The sequence below is a fragment of the Arthrobacter monumenti genome, assembly GCF_054511255.1.
The window spans coordinates 126,421-143,281 of the sequence record NZ_JBTNCY010000009.1 but is presented as its reverse complement, the minus strand read 5'-3'; the positions used below and the strand labels follow the sequence as shown (position 1 = coordinate 143,281).

Here is a 16,861-nt window from a genome sequence, read left to right as displayed (position 1 = left end):
GTGTGTCAGCCCATCTGCAAAAGACCCACGGTCCCGGCTGTGGATAAGCCAAGATGCCGCGGGTCTCAAGATGCATATCCTAGTGAAGGTCCTTGGCCGACTTCTGGATTTGGTCCAGCCACTGCTGACGGGCGGCCAAAGCCTCCTCGGCGGCAGCAATCTTCTTCTGGTCGCCGGCTTTCCGGGCAGTCTCCAAGTCGTCCTGGAGCCCGGCAATGGTGGATTCCAGTTGGCTCAAGGCGCTGTTGGTCCGCGCCTTCGTTTCCGGGTCACTCTTGCGCCAGTGTTCCTCATCGGCCTTGCGAACTGCTTCCTCGACTTCGCGGAGACGTGCTTCAACACGGGCCATGTCGGAACGGGGAACCTTACCGGCCTGTTCCCAACGTTCACGGATGGACTGCAGGGACTTCTTTGCGCTGGACAGGTTCTTGACCGGGAGCAGCGCCCGCGCCTCGACGAGGAGTTCCTCCTTGACGACCAGATTGGCCGAAAACTCCTGGTCGATCTCTTCATTCGCTGCCTGGCGGGCGGAGAAGAATTTGTCCTGCGCGGCACGAAAGCGGGCCCAAAGGGCGTCGTCGTCCTTCCTGCTGGCACGTTTGGAGGCCTTCCACTGGTCCATCAGCTTCCGGTATTCGCCGGCAGTCCGGCCCCATTCCGTTGAATCGGAAAGCTCTTCCGCCTGTTTGATCAGCTCTTCTTTGGCCGCCTTCGCGGCAGCATTCTCGCTGTCCAACCGCGAGAAATAAGCACGGCGGTGACGGTCGAAGAGCGTGCGGGCCGACCGGAAGCGCTTCCACAGTGCATCCTCGGTTCCGCGGCCAAGCCGCATTCCGTTCTTCTGCGCCGATTTCCACGACTCAAACAGTTCATTCATGCGGGCGCTGCTGTGCTTCCACTGAATGGTGGCAGGATCCGCGCCGGCAATTTGTTCAGCTTCAGCCACGATGGCCTCGCGCGCGGCGGTTTCCGCGGACTTGGCCGCCTCGTGCTCTGCCCGCTCAGTCTCCTTCAAAGCCGCAATATCCGTGCGGAGCTTCCCAAGCCGGGACTCGAGGGCGAGAACGTCTCCCACCATGGAACGCTCGGAAACCTGAGCCTCAAGGTGCTCGACGGTTTTGATCATGTCGGTGGTCGGTGCCTTTACGGCCACCCGCTGCTCCAGCAGCCCGACCTGGCCGGCGACGTCGTCATATTTGCGTGCGAAATAGGCCAGAGCATCCTCCGAGGATGCGTCAGGGTATTGGCCGACGCTGTGCTCATTGCCGTCAACCATCAGGAAGACATGCCCCTCATCGTCAACGCGTGCCCATTTGGACGCCTCGGCGATGGAGGTGCTGTGCACTGGGGGAGCGGCCACCGCGGATTGCGGCTTTCCTTGGCGCACTTTGGGAGCTATGGCGGCCGGGGTGGGCCGCGGCCCGGGACGCGGGGACGGTTTCGGGCCGGCCGGCGGTTTTGGGCCGGCCGGCGTTTTCGGCGCGGCGGCAGCAGCCTCGTCAGAGACCGTGGTCCCGGATGCAGCTTCATCACCCGCCGATTCAGGCCCGTCTGACGGCGCATTCTGAGCCTGCTCAGATTCGTTAGAGCCCGTTTCGTTGCCCTGTTCCGAACCTGCGTCGCCCGTTCCGTTCGTCTGCTGCAGTTCGGTCGTCGAAGGGTCCTTCGCCGCACGGTCGCCGCTTCCGGTTTCGACCGGTTCGTCATGCTGTTGGACCTGGCCTGTTTCGTCGGGTTTCTGACTATCTGTCACCGCTAAAAGTCTTTCGCTTGGGGGTCGCCCGGCGCTTGCCGCGCAGGGCATTTAATTCAACGTGAACGAGTCTATCGTCACAGGATCTTTCGGCGCTCCGTCGGTGGGACTGGTTCCGGATGACTTTAACCCATTGGCGGCGATTTCCTTTACCACGTCAAGGCCATCCGTAACCAGCCCCATGATGGTGTAGCCTCCGGAGCTGGGCGGAATGGTGCTGTCTTCATAGACAATAAAGAACTGCTTCCCATGCGAGTATTCCCCTGATCCGCGGGCGACTGCGATGGTTCCGGCCGGATATTTCCCGTCCTCAGGGGCGTTTTCGACAGGCCCCCAGGCAAAGTCGGGGTCTGAGGCACCGTCGCCATTTTCGGAACCGCATTGCAGCACGTTCAGCGATGGACTGTCGGTCAACCGATGACAGGTGCTGCCTTCGAAGTAGCCCTGCTCAGTGAGGGATTTGAAGACTGATACCGCCTGCGGTGCCTTTCCGCCGTCGAGCCATACCTCAATGGGACCAAAATTGGTTTCGATGGTCCCGGTGAAGGTTTTGCCCGCGGCCAGTGATGGATCCGGAATATTAGTCCCGTTGCTCCCGGCTGTCGACGGGGGAGAAGACGCATTATCCGACGGCGGCGCTGAGGCCGCGGATGGTGAACCTGCGGGAGTGTCTGACGGATCTTCGCTTGACCCATCGGAGGGCACCTGCATCGATTGTTCAATTGCTGCCATCTGGGCGGCTGTCGGATTGGTCCGGAAAGTGGTCAACTGCAGCACCAGGGCAAGAGCACCAACCAGTGCGACGGCGATCGCGGCAACCAGGTTGTCCCTCCGTCGCCGCCGGATCTGTTCGCTGCGCAGGCTCTGCTTGGCTTCCATCCGTTCCAGACGCAGCCGCATTTGCTGCTGGCGCGACTTCGGGGACAAATCCGCTCCTTTGGCCTGCTGGTGCGACGGCCGTTACATGGCTTCCATGTCTGGATGCACACCTTCGGCCTGTTGCATTTAACGTTCGGGAGTGTCGAGCACATAAAATGAACCCGCCGGACCCAGTCTAGTAATTCTCCCGTTGGTTTTGGCCGGGAGTTCATTCACCGCAGTAAAAGGAGTCAGTCTTCAATGGCACGTACCGCTTCCCTGTCAGGTTTCCCGGAGTTGCTTCCGCAGGAACGGATGGTGGAGCTGCATGTGCTCGACACGCTGCGCCGTATCTTCGAACTGCATGGGTTCTCATCGATCGAAACCCGCGCGGTGGAAACCATGGGTCAGTTGCTGCGCAAGGGCGAAATCGACAAAGAGGTCTACGCGGTCTCCAGGCTCCAGGGCGACGACGACGGCGAGGGCACGGCGGCATCCGACCCAGACCAGCTGGCACTGCACTTCGACCTGACAGTTCCGTTCGCCCGCTACGTGGTGGAAAACGCCGGCCACCTTGCCTTTCCGTTCCGGCGCTACCAGATCCAGAAGGCTTGGCGCGGAGAGCGGCCGCAGGAGGGCCGGGCGCGTGAATTCACACAGGCGGATATCGACGTCGTGGGTGAGGGAGAGCTTCCGTTCCGGTACGACGTCGAACTGGCCCTCGTCGTCGTCGATGCCCTCAGCGCATTGCCGATCCCCGACTTTCAACTGCGGATCAATAACCGCAAGCTGGCCGAAGGATTTTACCGGGGGATAGGCCTCGAGGACACCGCCGGCGTACTGCGCAGTATCGACAAGCTGGACAAGATTGGACCGGAAAGGGTTTCGGAGCTGCTGCAGACGGAGCTCGGCGCGGACCAGAAACAGGCGGCGGCCGCATTGAAACTGGCCTCGATCCGTACCGAAGACACCTCGTTCGTCGAACAGGTGCGGGCACTGGGTGTGACCCACCCGTTGCTGGAGGAGGGCCTGGCCGAACTGGAGCAGGTCATTGCCGAGGCGACCCGCCGTGCGCCAGGGCGGGTGCTCGCGGACCTGAGTATCGCCCGCGGCCTGGACTACTACACCGGCACCGTTTACGAGACAGTTCTGCTCGGGCACGAGGGCCTCGGGTCCATCTGCTCAGGCGGGCGGTACGATTCGCTGGCGAGCAAGGGCAATAAGAAGTATCCCGGCGTCGGGCTGTCCATTGGTGTTACCCGGATGGTGGCCCGCATTCTGAGCCAGCAGCTGGCCACCGCATCCCGGCCGGTTCCGACGGTGGTCCTGGTGACATTGGTCGACGAGGAGAGCTGGTCCGCCGCGCAGGACGTGGCCAATCAGCTCCGCCAGCGGGGGATTGCAGCCGAGGTCGCCGCAGCTGCCAGCAAATTTGGCAAGCAAATCAAGTACGCGGACCGGCGCGGCATTCCCTTTGTCTGGTTCACCAGCGGCGACGGCACGCACGCGGTCAAGGACATCCGCAGCGGCGAACAAGTCGAGGCTGACCCGGAACTATGGACGCCACCGGCTGCTGATTTGACCCCGACAGTCACCGCGGCGCCGTAGTCAGGGACTGTCGCGGTCACCGGAGTATTGCACCGCGGCCCTGCCCGCCAGACCGGCCAACAGGACCGCAAGCATGATCAGTACCGACAGCAGCGGCAGAGTAAAGGCGAGCAGCAGGCAACCGATGAAGCCGACCGCGTTCAGCACTTTAGGCCAGTACCAGGGCCGCTTCTCCAGCGTGAAAGCAGATATGTTGGCGATGGCGTAATAGATCAGCACACCGAAGCTGGAAAACCCGACGACGGTGAGCACGTCCGTTGTCAGCAACAGCAGGATGACGACGGCGGCAACGGTGAGATCGGCGATGAAGGGAACCTGAAACCGTGAACCGATGCGGGCCAACGGACGGGGAAGGTCTCCGCCGCGTGCCATCGCCAGGCTGGTGCGGCCAACGCCCGCGATCAACGCCAGCAATGCACCCAGACTCGCCAGCGCGGCGGCCGCTGTGACTGCCACTGTGCCCACGGAATCACCGATGTCCTGTGCGAGAGTCAGGAGCGGTGCTTCCGTAGCTGCAAGAGTTTCCACCCCCAGGGCCTCCAGCAGACCCAGCGCCAACAGCATATACAGGACCAGCACGACGGCGAGCGAGGCCAGAATCGCCCGCGGAATGTTCCGCTCCGGCTCACGGACCTCTTCGCCCATGGTGGCGATCCGGGCGTAGCCGGCGAAGGCGAAAAACAGCAGTGCGGCTGCCTGCAGTACCCCCAGCGGCGAGGCCAGGTCCGGGCCCACAGGTGCGGGGGCGGGGGTAGTGCTGAAGGCGACCACCACGAGGAAGGCGAGGATGGCCACGACCAGCGATACTATGATCCGGCTGGCCATCGCAGTACGTGTGACCCCGAGCAGGTTCACGGTCGTCAGCAGCACGACGGCGGCAATGCCGGCAGCGGTTTCGTAGCCCGGAAAGGCGTAGAGGCCGAACGTGAACGCCATCGCGGCGCAGGATGCGGTCTTGCCCGTGACGAAGGACCAGCCGGCGATGAAACCGGCCCAGGGACCCAGGCGTTTCCGTCCGTAGACATAGGTTCCGCCACTGGTGGGATAGATTCTCGCCAGCTGGGCCGAAGCGGAGGCGTTACAGTAGGCGACGAAACCGGCAATGGCCACGGCGAGCGGCAACCAGGCGCCGGCGGACGCAGCGGCCGGTGCGAAGACGACGAAGACACCAGCACCGATCATCGAGCCAATCCCGACGGTTGTGGCGTCGAATCCGCCCAATTGCCGTTGCAGTCCTGCAGAGCCGCTCATGGGAACCTCCGACCTATACCGTCGGTGGCATCCGGCCGGCTGCCATCAACGGTAAACTCGAACACGATTGCCTGATTAACCTTACGCGAAGGGATTCTTGTGCTGCGCACACACGAGCTTGGATCATTACGGTCCGAACACATTGGACAGACCGTGACGCTGACCGGCTGGGTCGCACGGCGCCGCGATCACGGCGGGGTTGCGTTCCTGGACCTCCGCGATGCGTCCGGCGTGGCGCAGGTCGTGGTCCGCGAGGAGGAAGTCTTCCACTCGCTGCGCAACGAGTATGTCCTGCAGGTGACCGGCAGCGTGGAAAAGCGTCCCGCAGGCAATGAAAACCCCGCGCTCGGCACGGGTGATATCGAAGTAATTGCTGAAACCGTGAAGGTCCTCAGCACCTCCGAGCCGCTCCCGTTCCAGATCGATGAACATGTCGAGGTGGGCGAAGAAGCCAGACTGAAGCACCGCTATCTGGATCTGCGCCGGCCCGGCCCCGCAGCGAATATCCGGCTGCGCAGCGAAGCCAACCGCGTGGCCCGCGAGCTCCTCCACGGAGAGGACTATGTCGAGATCGAAACTCCGACACTGACCCGTTCGACGCCGGAGGGCGCCAGGGACTTCGTCGTTCCCGCACGGCTCGCACCCGGCTCGTGGTACGCGCTTCCACAGTCGCCCCAGCTCTTTAAACAGTTGCTGCAGGTCGGTGGGTTCGAGAAGTATTACCAGATTGCCCGCTGCTACCGGGATGAAGACTTCCGGGCGGACCGCCAGCCTGAGTTCACCCAGCTGGACATCGAGGCCAGCTTCGTCGAACAGGACGACATCATCGGACTAGGCGAACAACTGATCAAGGCACTCTGGGCGCTTATCGGCGTCGAAATTAAGACTCCGATCCGGCGGATGACGTACTGGGATGCCATGGCACGGTTTGGGTCGGACAAGCCCGATCTGCGCTTCGGCCTCGAACTGACCGAGCTCACGGAATTCTTCAAGGACACCACTTTCCGGGTCTTCCAAGCTCCGTATGTGGGAGCCGTCGTCATGCCCGGCGGCGGTTCGCAGCCGCGCCGCCAGCTTGACGCCTGGCAGGAGTGGGCGAAGCAGCGCGGGGCAAAGGGACTGGCATACGTCCTGGTCGGCGAAGACGGTACTCTCTCCGGTCCAGTGGCCAAGAACCTCACGGACACCGAGCGCGCAGGACTGGCTGATGCCGTCGGCGCCAAGGGTGGCGACTGCATCTTCTTTGCCGCCGGAGACATCGCCTCTTCACGTGCACTGCTGGGTGCGGCCCGGGTGGAAATCGGCCACCGCACCGGGCTGATTGACCCGGAGGACTGGGCCTTCGTCTGGATCGTTGACGCCCCCATGTTCGAGTCCGCGGAAACAGCGGAAGCTTCCGGCGACGTCGCCATTGCCGGTGGGCAGTGGACCGCCGTGCACCATGCCTTCACCTCACCCAAGCCGGAATTCCTGGACACCTTCGATAAGGACCCGGAATCGGCCCTGGCCTACGCCTACGACATTGTCTGCAACGGCAACGAGATTGGCGGTGGATCCATCCGTATCCACCAGCGGGACGTGCAGGAGCGCGTCTTCAAGGTGATGGGCCTCGGCGAGGAGGAAGCCGAGGAGAAGTTCGGCTTCCTGCTTGAGGGGTTCAAGTACGGAGCACCGCCACATGGCGGCATTGCCTTCGGCTGGGACCGCGTGGTTGCGCTGCTCGCCGGAGTGGATTCGATCCGCGACGTGATTGCCTTCCCTAAGTCCGGCGGTGGCTACGATCCGCTCACGGGCGCACCTGCCCCGATTACCGTGCAGCAGCGCAAGGAAGCCGGCGTCGATGCTAAGCCGGAGCGGGACTAGTTACCCATCGAACTTGGTAAAAGCCCTGATCGGCGGATCCATGTCGCTGCCTTCGCTGAATCCCAGGGACTCGTAAAAGGCACGCTGGCCGTCGTCGGAGTCAGTAATCAACACCTTCTGCCGGACATCTCCATAGTGGCCCAGGATCATTTCCAGCATTTGCCGCCCCAGGCCCGACCGCTGGTGCTCCGGGTCAACGAGGATGTCCTGGATGTAGCAGATCGTGGCGTTGTCCGAGACGGCGCGTGCCAACCCGATCAACTGTCCATCCAGGCGTGCCGTGATGACGAATGAGGATCCTCCGATGGCGGCAGCCAGCGACTCAGGTGCTTTGGTGTACGCAGTCCAGCCCACAGCCGCGTAGAGACGGGTCAGATCATCCAGTGGTACGGAAGTGGCCGGGGCAAGCCGTATCCGGGTGTCGTTCATGGCATCAGCATACGCGCGCCAAAGGCCGTGCGGAATGGTCAATTTGTTCCGCGCGGTATAGTCAGCATGCTTAGATGAACACATGTCGGTTTTCCTGCGAGCCATAGAAACTTCCTTGCCGCCCACGGTGTTGGAGCAGTGGGTAACACGGGACCGCTTCGCCTCCCAGCCGGGTATAACCCGGTTGGGAGGGCGGTTGCTGCACGCGGCCTTCGACCAGTCAGGGATCGACCGCCGCTACACGGTAATAGAGGGATTGGACACTGTCGACGACGGCGGCACCTCGGACTTCTACGAGCGGGCTGAGGGGCGGCTCCTGATGCCCGGCACGCGGGTGCGCAACGAGCTTTATATCGAAGCGGCGACCAAACTCTATGTCGATGCCGCTGCCAAGGTGCTGTCGGCGTCAGAGGGAATCGGACCGAAAGACATTACGCACGTTGTCACCGTCTCCTGCACCGGTTTCTACCAACCCGGTCCGGATTACAAGATTGTCCGGGCACTCGACCTGAATCCGCACGTGCAGCGTTATCATCTGGGCTTTATGGGATGCTACGCATCTTTCCCCGCCTTGCGGGCAGCGAAGGCATTCTGCGAGGCCGAACCCGATGCCGTCGTCCTCGTGGTCAGCGCCGAGCTCTGTTCGCTGCATGTCCGCTCGTCGAACGACCCGGACCAGATTATTGCCTCCTCCGTATTCGGTGACGGCGCGGCGGCGGCCATCGTCACGGCACAGGAACCAGGTCCGGAGGCGACGGCCTTGCGGCTTGACCATTTCGACACGTCCCTGACACCCGTCGGCGAAGATGACATGGCCTGGAAGATCGGCGACGAGGGCTTCGAAATGGTGCTGAGCAGCTACGTTCCCAAGATCATTGACGAGCACATCCGCGGGGCGCTGGAGCCGCTGTTGGCCCGTGAGCCTGAACTCGCAGAACGCCCGTACAAAGAAATCCAACGGTGGGCCATTCATCCTGGCGGCCGCAGCATTCTGGACAAGGTGGAATCCAAACTCGAGCTTCGACCTGACCAGCTGACGCCATCGCGGGAAACATTGCGCCAATACGGGAACATGAGCAGCGCGACCATCCTGTTCGTGCTTAAGCACGTCCTCGAAAATCCTTCCACCGAATCGGAAGAACGGGTCTGCGCCATGGCTTTTGGTCCAGGTCTGACGGTGGAAACATCACTGATGACCAAACTCTCCCCGGACGTCCATTGATCGCGCCTGCTCCGTGGCCTCCGCGGCTGGACCAGCGGCTGACCAACGGGCAGGAGCGCATGGACGACCCTGCTGCAGACCCCGTAATGCTCACCCGGACGTATCACCAGTTCAAATACGTCAATGCCGCGATCGCCGGATGGTACCGGATTTACCGTTCCCGGATCCGCCCGTTGCTGCACAGGGACCGGACTAACTCCATCGCCGACATCGGATCCGGCGGCGGAGACATCACCCGTGCACTGGCCCGCTGGGCACAGCGGGACGGCTTCCAGATCACCGTACTCGGTGCCGATCCGGACGAGCGGGCGCACGCCTACGCCATGGCACAACCCGCCGTCGACGGCGTTTCCTTCCGCACCGCTTATAGCCATGACTTGGTGCGTGAAGGTGCGGCGTTCGACGTCGTGGTTTCCAACTTTATGCTGCACCACCTGACCAGCGCCGAACTGCAAGGCCTGCTGGCCGATAGCGAACAACTTTGCCGGGCAAGGTCCATCCATGCCGACATCGAGCGGAGCCGTTTGGCCTACGCCTTATTCTCGGCCGGAACGCGGCCGTTCTTCCACAACTCATTCATCCGGGAAGATGGCCTGACGTCGATTCGCCGCAGCTACACGCAGGCTGAACTGATTGCGGAGGCACCACAAGGTTGGCGTGTCGAGCATCAAGTCCCGTACCGGAATCTGCTGATTTTCGACGTCGGGCAGCGCACCGTCAGTCCATCCCGAGAGGGGTGAGGGGGAGGTGGCATCGAAGCTTCTTGATGCGGTGGTGGTCGGCGGTGGACCGGTCGGCGTCTATTTGGGGGCCTTGTTGGCCCACGGCGGGCTTGATGTCCAGATCCTGGAACGGCGGGCGGCTCTGGTGGAGCATTCCCGGGCGATCGGCATCCATCCGCCGGCACTGGAGTCGTTCGACCGCATCGGTGTCACCCCATCCATCCTCGCCGAAGGTGTCAGGATCGATCGCGGGTTCCTTAGAAGCGAGGGCCGTACCTTCGGCGGCTTGGCCTTCAACGCCGTTTCTGACCGGCATCCCTATATCGTTTCACTGCCGCAACACCGTACCGAAGCCTTGTTGGCCGGGCGGTTGGACGAAATACGTCCCGGCGCCCTGCGCAGGGGAGTCGACGTAGAAGGACTCAAAGATGAAGGCGACTTCGTTCGTCTTCGCGCGCGGACCGCTTCCGGAACTGACGAGGTCAGGGCCCGGGTGGTTGTTGGGGCAGACGGCGGCAGCAGTTTCGTCCGTGGCGCGGCGGGTATTGGAGTGCGCAGGCGCCTGCACCGGGACACCTATTTGATGGGGGATTTCACCGATACGACCGAAGATGGCACCGCTGCGGTAATTTGGCTGGAGCCAGGCGGAGTCGTCGAATCTTTTCCTCTGCCAGGCGGCCTGCGCCGCTGGGTTGTCCACTCGGACCGTCCGTACGAGACACCCACGGCGAAGGAACTTTCGGACCTGATCGAGGAGCGGACTGGAATTGCAGTGGATCCGGCCGGCAATACTATGATCAGTGGTTTCGGTGTACGGACCCAGCCAGCGGACCGGATGGTTGCAGCACGAACAATCCTCGTGGGAGACGCAGCGCACCAAGTCAGTCCCATCGGCGGGCAGGGGATGAACCTTGGCTGGCTCGATGCGGCCGCTCTGGCGCCCATCCTGATCGAGGCTGCCCGGACGGGAAATCCCGATGAGTTAGCATTGGCGCGTTTTGAACAGCGACGGATGCGTTCCGCCACGGTTGCGGCCAATATGGCCAGGATCAACATGGCAATGGGGCGTCCCGTGAGCGGTTTTGGCCTTCGAGCCCGTGACCTGCTGCTTCAAGCCCTGCTGACTCCTCCCGTTCGTGGAGTTCTTGCCCGCGCGTACTCCATGCGATGGCTCTGATCCTTTCTATTCCGGGCTCGCTGTCCCGTCCTTCTTATCCCGGAACCTGTCTTCCTCTAGGTGGTGTCTTGTCCTCCACAGGGGCTGGTATGGGGTTGGTTGTCCACATTGGTGGTTGTGCCGGTGGAGTGGCGGGCGTGCTGCCGATATTGTCGAATACATGTTCGATTCATTAGTTCAGCAGGAGCGGAAGCAGCCCACGGATGAGGCTGTCGGGAAGCGCACTGTGTCCGGTTCCGTGGCACTGGTCTCTGCCTCGTTGTCGTCGGCGGCGGGGCCGTTTACGGCGGATTTCCTTTCCTCGCTGGAGGGCCTGGACCTGGATGTTGCTGACGGGGAGTTGATTGACCGGATCCGGGCGTTGGAGGATGTGAAGGCCGCGGCGGCAGCGGCGCAGGCCCGCGCTACGGCCGCCTTCGATGCCTCCCGGAAGACGCAGCAGCAGACGCGCGCCAAGGCCGATAGGCCCGGTGAGGGGGTCGCCGCGCAGATTGGGTTGGCCCGGCGGGACAGTCCGGCCAGCGGGAACCGGCACCTGGGCCTGGCGAAGGCCCTGGTGGCGGAGATGCCCCATACCCTCAAGGCCCTGACCGCCGGTGTCCTCAGTGAGTGGCGGGCGACGATCCTGGTGAAGGAAACCGCTTGCCTCGAGGTGGCCGACCGTGCCCGGGTCGATGAGATCATGGCCGCGGATCCGGAGAAGCTCGAGGGGCTCGGAGATAAAAGACTGACCGCCGAGGCGAAGAAACATGCCTGTGCGCTGGATCCGGCGTCGGTGGTGCGCCGTGCCGCGAAGGCCCATACGGAACGGACCGTGACCTGCCGGCCGGCCCCGGACACGATGACCTACGTGACCGGCCTCCTGCCGGTCGCTCACGGCGTTGCAGTCCAGGCCGCGCTGACCCGCGCCGCGGATACGGCCCGCGCCGGCGGCGACCCGCGGGGAAAGGGCCAGATCATGGCCGACACCCTCGTGGACCGCATCCTCAACCCCAGCCCCACCACCGCCACCAGCCCGGATGGACAGTGCCGGCATGGCCAGGACGGGCCCCACTCGCACCGAAAGCAGGAACAGCCCGGACCGCCGGGAGGAGGCTCTGACAGCGCAGGGAAGGCGGTGCGGGAGCCGGATATTGAGGTGCAGCTGATCATCACCGACCGGACCCTGTTCGCCGGCGACAACGAGCCGGCGTACCTGCACGGCTACGGAACCGTACCGGCCGGCTGGGCCAGGAACCTCATTCGCGGTCCGGACACCAACACCCGCGGCGACCGCGGCGGCAATGGCGGCAATGGCGGCAATGGCGGCAATGAACTGAACGGCGATCACGCCAACAGACATAATCGATGCGCCGGCCCCGCCCAGGAATTTGAGCCTGACCCTGAGCCCGATCCGGCAGACGGCGGCAGGGTATGGGTCCGCCGGCTCTATACCGCCCCCGGCACCGGCCGGATCGTCGGAATGGATTCGGCTGCCAGGCTCTTCCCCGCCGGGCTGAGGCGGCTGCTGATCAACAGGGACCAGACCTGCCGCACCCCTTGGTGCGACGCACCGATTCGGCACATCGACCACATCACCGCCTATCGCCATGGCGGACCAACCAGTGCAGACAACGCGCAGGGCTTGTGCGAACGGTGCAATCTTGCGAAGGAAACACCCGGTTTCAGGACCGAGACGATTCCCGGACCAAGGCACACCGTCCGGCTCACCACACCAACCGGGCACGCCTATCAATCAACCGCCCCACCGCCACCAGGCACCACAACAGAACAAACGAAACCAGACTCAGCCGCAGTCATTCCTGCCACACACGCGAGTCCGCAACGTGGAAAGACCCGGCGGGCGGAACCTGCATGCCCGGACTAAGCATCCGTAACGGTGATCGGAAAGGAATTCAGATTCAACGCAACACGCTGCAGGATCTGGAGACGGGGATCGGGAACATCCAGGAACGGCAGACGCGGCAGCGAAGCAAGCGGCGCCATCAGCCGGTGCTGCATCAGCTCGGCGCAAAGCGCCCTATCGCCGCCGTAAGCCAATTGACGCACCTCCGCTCTGGAAATCACTCTCGCTGCCTGCTCCGCCGCGACCTCCACGAGGCCGCTGGCTTGGTTGGCCCTCCGTCGGGCGAAGCGTTGCTGGGACCAGCCACCGGCAGCGGTGCGCGACTGGACGTACCTGGTGCCAGTCTTCGATGCGATCAACCGGCCGGCCTCCACCACACCTTCTGCATAACCACCCCGGCGCAGCAGTATTACTCCAGTCTTGCCATCCACTGCCGCTGCACGGGCCAATTCCGCTATGGCGTCAGCGGCATTGATGGGTTCGTCACCGTCCTGCGGAAGCAGATTATGGATGAACTCCGCTGGCTGGACTTCCGAGAGATCGACCCACGCTGATGCTCCATCTCCCGCCATCAGCGCCACCCCTTCGTCAATGCGTCTCGCCGCCACCTTGCCGTGACTTGCTTCAAAGCGCTGCAGCCAACCCACCAAACGTTCCGGTGGAACTGAAGTGCTTCTGCTGCCCACTGACTTTCCTCCTGGTTTTACTGACGGCCGTCCACGTCCTCACTGTAGTCCCGCCCGAATCCTGCCAGCGGTCATTTCTCAACGGTCTTCCTGACCGACTTTCAGGCAGTAGCCTGTGAACGTGAGCGATCTTTTTGACCAGCGGAGTGATGATCCGGATGAACTATCAGATGACGCCGGGAATGCCCATAGTGGCACTGGTGGTTCCGACAGGCCGCGCAGTCCACTAGCGGTACGGATGCGGCCCAGGAACCTCGACGACGTCGTTGGCCAGCAACATCTCCTCGGCTCGGGTTCACCGCTGCGTGCGCTGGCAGCCGGCGCCGGGCAAAGTGGTCCGGCGGGTCCGACGTCGGTAATTCTCTGGGGGCCGCCTGGTACCGGCAAGACGACTCTTGCCCACGTGATCGCCCGCGGCCCCGGGCGCAAGTTCGTGGAATTGTCGGCAATCACCTCCGGCGTCAAAGACGTCAGGCGGGTCATGGACGATGCGTTGACTGCGCGTGATCTGCACCGGATGACTACGGTCCTGTTCCTTGATGAAATTCACCGGTTCAACAAGGCCCAGCAAGACGCGTTGCTGCCCGGAGTGGAGAACGGCTGGGTGGTTCTCGTCGCGGCCACTACGGAGAATCCTTCCTTTTCTGTGGTGGCTCCGCTGTTGTCGCGTTCCCTGATGCTGACCTTGCAGCCATTGACCTCCACGGATATCGAGGCGCTGCTCATCAAGGCTGTCGAGGACGAGCGTGGTCTTGCCGGGCGGGTCAGTGTTACCGCGACCGCCATGGATCATCTGGTGCGGCTTGCAGCCGGCGATGCGCGGCGCGGGCTGACGGCATTGGAAGCAGCTGCCGGGATCGCACTGAGCGAGCCTGTGGGCGACGATGCTGCACCGGAGCCGGTTCCAGTCGAACTGGTACATGCGGAACAGGCTCTGGATGCCGCGGCCGTCCGCTACGATCGGGCAGGCGATCAGCATTACGACGTGGCCAGTGCTTTCATCAAATCCATTCGAGGCTCGGATGTAGACGCTTCGCTGCACTACTTGGCCCGCATGCTGGAAGCGGGGGAGGACCCGCGGTTCATCGCCAGAAGGGTCGTGATTTCGGCCTCGGAAGACATTGGCATGGCAGATCCGACGGCGCTGCAGACCGCGGTTGCGGCAGCACAGGCCGTGCAGTTGATCGGGATGCCCGAGGCAAGGATCGTGCTGGCGGAGGCTGTGGTCCATCTGGCGACGGCGCCAAAATCCAATGCCGCATACATGGGGCTCAATGCCGCCATTGCTGACATCCGGGCTGGAAAGGGGACGATGATTCCCGCGCATCTTCGTGACGCGCACTATCCCGGTTCGAAGCAACTCGGACATGGAAAAGGGTACAAATATGCCCATGACGAGCCGCACGGTGTTGCCAATCAGCAATATGCGCCGGACGACTTGGTCGGCCGGGACTATTACCAGCCGACCGAATTCGGTGCCGAACGCGAAGTTGCGGCTCGGCTGGAGAAGCTGCGCCGGATTATCCGCGGCGGTTGAGGCTCATTACCGGAGCTTCACGCCGCTATAAAACTGCTGCCTCAGCACCGGCCAATGCGCGGATCTCCTGCATTGCCGCTTCCGGTGTACGTGCTGTCTGCGCAAACGAAATGCGTATTCTGGCCGAAGCACTGTGGCAGGCGGCGGCGCCGTCGTTGTGACCGGTCCTGCGGCCCGGGCAACCTCCCGAAGTGCCGCTATCGGGCTGTAATGCGCGCCAGATGCAGTTCGTGGCATCCCAGGTGCAGTGCAAGTCGAGACCGTATTGGTCAATACCGATCACGCGCACGGATTCCACAGTGCTCAGTGATCCAAAGCCCAGAGACTCAGAGTCGATGACAGAATCGAACCCGCGCACCAGCCCCAGCAAATATGGTGCGGTTTCATGTTCCACCGCAGACAACAGAGGTCCTTCGCAACCAGCAAGGGGATCCGAAGTGCAGTTCTGCAGATCGGCCAGCGCCACGTCATGACGTCCCGTGCCGTTCGAGACGACTGCATTTTCCGGAGCGAAGCTGAACAGCCGTACATCAGGACGGTATCCCAGCACTTCAGCGAGCGGGATTCCGGAGCACATCGCCTGCAGGGCAGCTGGAACGGCGTTGGCAGGCAACGGTGTCAATGTTCCCTCGAGAGCGGCCGAACCACGTTCGACGTTCAAGTCGGCTACGGGCGCCATCGAGGAAACGGTCAAGGAGACGGGGTAACGGACAACGGAATGGGGGCCGAACTCGGCAGCCGTGTCGCAGGGCTGAGCGATTTCACGATACAATAGGTCGTTGACTGGTGAGTCCAGACCAAGTGCGGCGAGGGTGTGTCCATCCCCAACCAAGATGAACGCTCCTGCCGCGGTTTCGGCATGAAGCACTGGCACGGCACCTCGGGTAGCGGCTGACTTGAGCGTGGCGGTGCCAACTCCGGTCAATAATGTACGCGCTACCTCAGCGGCACTCGGTTGCCGGTGTTCCATTTGGCTGTCCTCCTTTGCGGGGCTTCCGACGGGCATCTGCTCCTCGAACCGTTCCCCTGCGGTGTAGAGCCATAAAGGGAACTGACTGGCCTGAAAGGTAAACCGCGGCGTCCGCGCCGTGGCTTTCCAAACAGGTTTAGTTGGTGAGGCTAGCCTAACCTCTACTAACAGTATATATGGAAGGACAACGTGACTGCACAAGCACGTGCCCGCCGCCAAGCGCGGGCCTCCCGGGCCCTCGGCCTGGCTCTGACTCCTAAGGCCGCCAAGTACTTCGAGCGCCGTCCTTACCCGCCGGGTGAGCATGGCCGCGCGCGCCGCAAGCAGGACAGCGACTACGCAGTTCGTCTGCGTGAAAAGCAGCGCCTGCGTGCCCAGTACGGTATCCGCGAAGCACAGATGACTCGTGTCTTCGAGGAAGCCCGCCGGACACATGGATTGACCGGTGAAAATCTGGTTGAGCTGCTCGAGATGCGTCTCGATGCCCTGGTACTGCGTGCTGGCTTTGCCCGCACCAGCGCCCAGGCACGCCAGCTCGTGGTACACCGCCACATCATGGTTGACGGTGCACGCGTGGACCGCCCGTCCTACCGCGTCACCGAAGGCCAGCTCATCCACGTACATCCACGCAGCGAGAAGATGACTCCGCTGCAGGTTGCCGCCGCCGGTGCACACCGCGACGTTCTGCCGGCTGTACCGGGTTACCTCGACGTTCAGCTTGAGAAGCTGCAGGCCCGTTTGGTCCGCCGCCCCAAGCGCAGCGAGGTTCCCGTCACCTGTGAAGAGCAGCTCGTGGTGGAGTACTACGCACGCTAAGCAGTTCAGCGCTCAGTGAACGGTGCGGCGGAGGCAGCGACCCTTTCGGGACGGTTGCCCGCCGCACCGGGACCACTGTTCAACAGCCCGCGGCAAGCGCCGCGGGCTGTTGAGTAGGTAAGG

The 16,861-nt window shown here is 62.9% G+C and carries 14 protein-coding genes; 8 read left to right on the top strand and 6 right to left on the bottom strand.

Annotated features, from left to right (window positions below):
• Positions 1-79: 79 nt before the first annotated feature.
• Both ACX80B_RS14890 and ACX80B_RS14885 read right to left on the bottom strand, forming a co-directional pair.
• Positions 80-1,753, bottom strand: coding sequence for a DUF349 domain-containing protein (locus ACX80B_RS14890; protein WP_459297522.1), 1,674 nt, complete (start codon positions 1,751-1,753; stop codon positions 80-82).
• Positions 1,754-1,804: 51 nt separating this feature from the next.
• Positions 1,805-2,680 (bottom strand): peptidylprolyl isomerase, encoded by an 876-nt coding sequence (locus tag ACX80B_RS14885; protein ID WP_459297520.1) that lies wholly within the window; start codon positions 2,678-2,680, stop codon positions 1,805-1,807.
• Between the two features lie 192 nt (positions 2,681-2,872).
• Here ACX80B_RS14885 and hisS point away from each other — a divergent pair, with 192 nt between their 5' ends.
• Positions 2,873-4,219: a histidine--tRNA ligase gene (gene hisS / locus ACX80B_RS14880; RefSeq protein WP_459297518.1), complete on the top strand. Its 1,347-nt coding sequence runs from the start codon at positions 2,873-2,875 to the stop codon at positions 4,217-4,219.
• On the opposite strand, the gene ACX80B_RS14875 is transcribed toward hisS, so the two are convergent.
• Positions 4,220-5,470, bottom strand: a complete 1,251-nt coding sequence (locus tag ACX80B_RS14875; protein WP_459297516.1) for an APC family permease — start codon at positions 5,468-5,470, stop codon at positions 4,220-4,222.
• 99 nt (positions 5,471-5,569) lie between these two features.
• Between ACX80B_RS14875 and aspS the strand changes: the two genes are divergently transcribed.
• A complete protein-coding gene (aspS, locus tag ACX80B_RS14870; protein ID WP_459297514.1) occupies positions 5,570-7,333 on the top strand; it encodes an aspartate--tRNA ligase in 1,764 nt (587 codons plus the stop codon).
• Here aspS and ACX80B_RS14865 read toward each other — a convergent pair whose 3' ends face one another.
• Positions 7,334-7,762, bottom strand: coding sequence for a GNAT family N-acetyltransferase (locus ACX80B_RS14865; RefSeq protein WP_459297512.1), 429 nt, complete (start codon positions 7,760-7,762; stop codon positions 7,334-7,336).
• Between the two features lie 82 nt (positions 7,763-7,844).
• Between ACX80B_RS14865 and ACX80B_RS14860 the strand changes: the two genes are divergently transcribed.
• From ACX80B_RS14860 to ACX80B_RS14845, 4 genes are all read left to right on the top strand, one after another.
• Entirely contained in the window at positions 7,845-8,984 is a 1,140-nt protein-coding gene (locus tag ACX80B_RS14860) for a type III polyketide synthase (protein ID WP_459297510.1), read from the top strand.
• Positions 8,981-9,724 (top strand): class I SAM-dependent methyltransferase, encoded by a 744-nt coding sequence (locus ACX80B_RS14855; RefSeq protein ID WP_459297508.1) that lies wholly within the window; start codon positions 8,981-8,983, stop codon positions 9,722-9,724. Before ACX80B_RS14860 ends, ACX80B_RS14855 begins: the two co-directional genes overlap by 4 nt.
• A gap of 7 nt (positions 9,725-9,731) precedes the next feature.
• A complete protein-coding gene (locus ACX80B_RS14850) occupies positions 9,732-10,883 on the top strand; it encodes an FAD-dependent oxidoreductase (protein ID WP_459297506.1) in 1,152 nt (383 codons plus the stop codon).
• A gap of 160 nt (positions 10,884-11,043) precedes the next feature.
• Positions 11,044-12,750, top strand: coding sequence for an HNH endonuclease (locus ACX80B_RS14845; RefSeq protein ID WP_459297504.1), 1,707 nt, complete (start codon positions 11,044-11,046; stop codon positions 12,748-12,750).
• On the opposite strand, the gene ACX80B_RS14840 is transcribed toward ACX80B_RS14845, so the two are convergent.
• On the bottom strand, positions 12,747-13,415 hold the full coding sequence (locus ACX80B_RS14840; RefSeq protein WP_459297502.1) for an acVLRF1 family peptidyl-tRNA hydrolase: 669 nt from the start codon (positions 13,413-13,415) through the stop codon (positions 12,747-12,749). The genes ACX80B_RS14845 and ACX80B_RS14840 overlap by 4 nt on opposite strands.
• A gap of 121 nt (positions 13,416-13,536) precedes the next feature.
• Here ACX80B_RS14840 and ACX80B_RS14835 point away from each other — a divergent pair, with 121 nt between their 5' ends.
• Complete coding sequence (locus ACX80B_RS14835; protein WP_459297500.1) at positions 13,537-14,952, top strand: replication-associated recombination protein A; 1,416 nt, start codon at positions 13,537-13,539, stop codon at positions 14,950-14,952.
• 25 nt (positions 14,953-14,977) lie between these two features.
• On the opposite strand, the gene ACX80B_RS14830 is transcribed toward ACX80B_RS14835, so the two are convergent.
• Positions 14,978-15,826 (bottom strand): hypothetical protein, encoded by an 849-nt coding sequence (locus ACX80B_RS14830; RefSeq protein WP_459297498.1) that lies wholly within the window; start codon positions 15,824-15,826, stop codon positions 14,978-14,980.
• Positions 15,827-16,111: 285 nt separating this feature from the next.
• Here ACX80B_RS14830 and rpsD point away from each other — a divergent pair, with 285 nt between their 5' ends.
• Positions 16,112-16,738 carry a 30S ribosomal protein S4 gene (rpsD, locus tag ACX80B_RS14825; protein WP_459297496.1) on the top strand — a complete coding sequence of 209 codons (627 nt, stop codon included), beginning with the start codon at positions 16,112-16,114 and terminating at the stop codon, positions 16,736-16,738.
• Positions 16,739-16,861 lie beyond the last annotated feature (123 nt).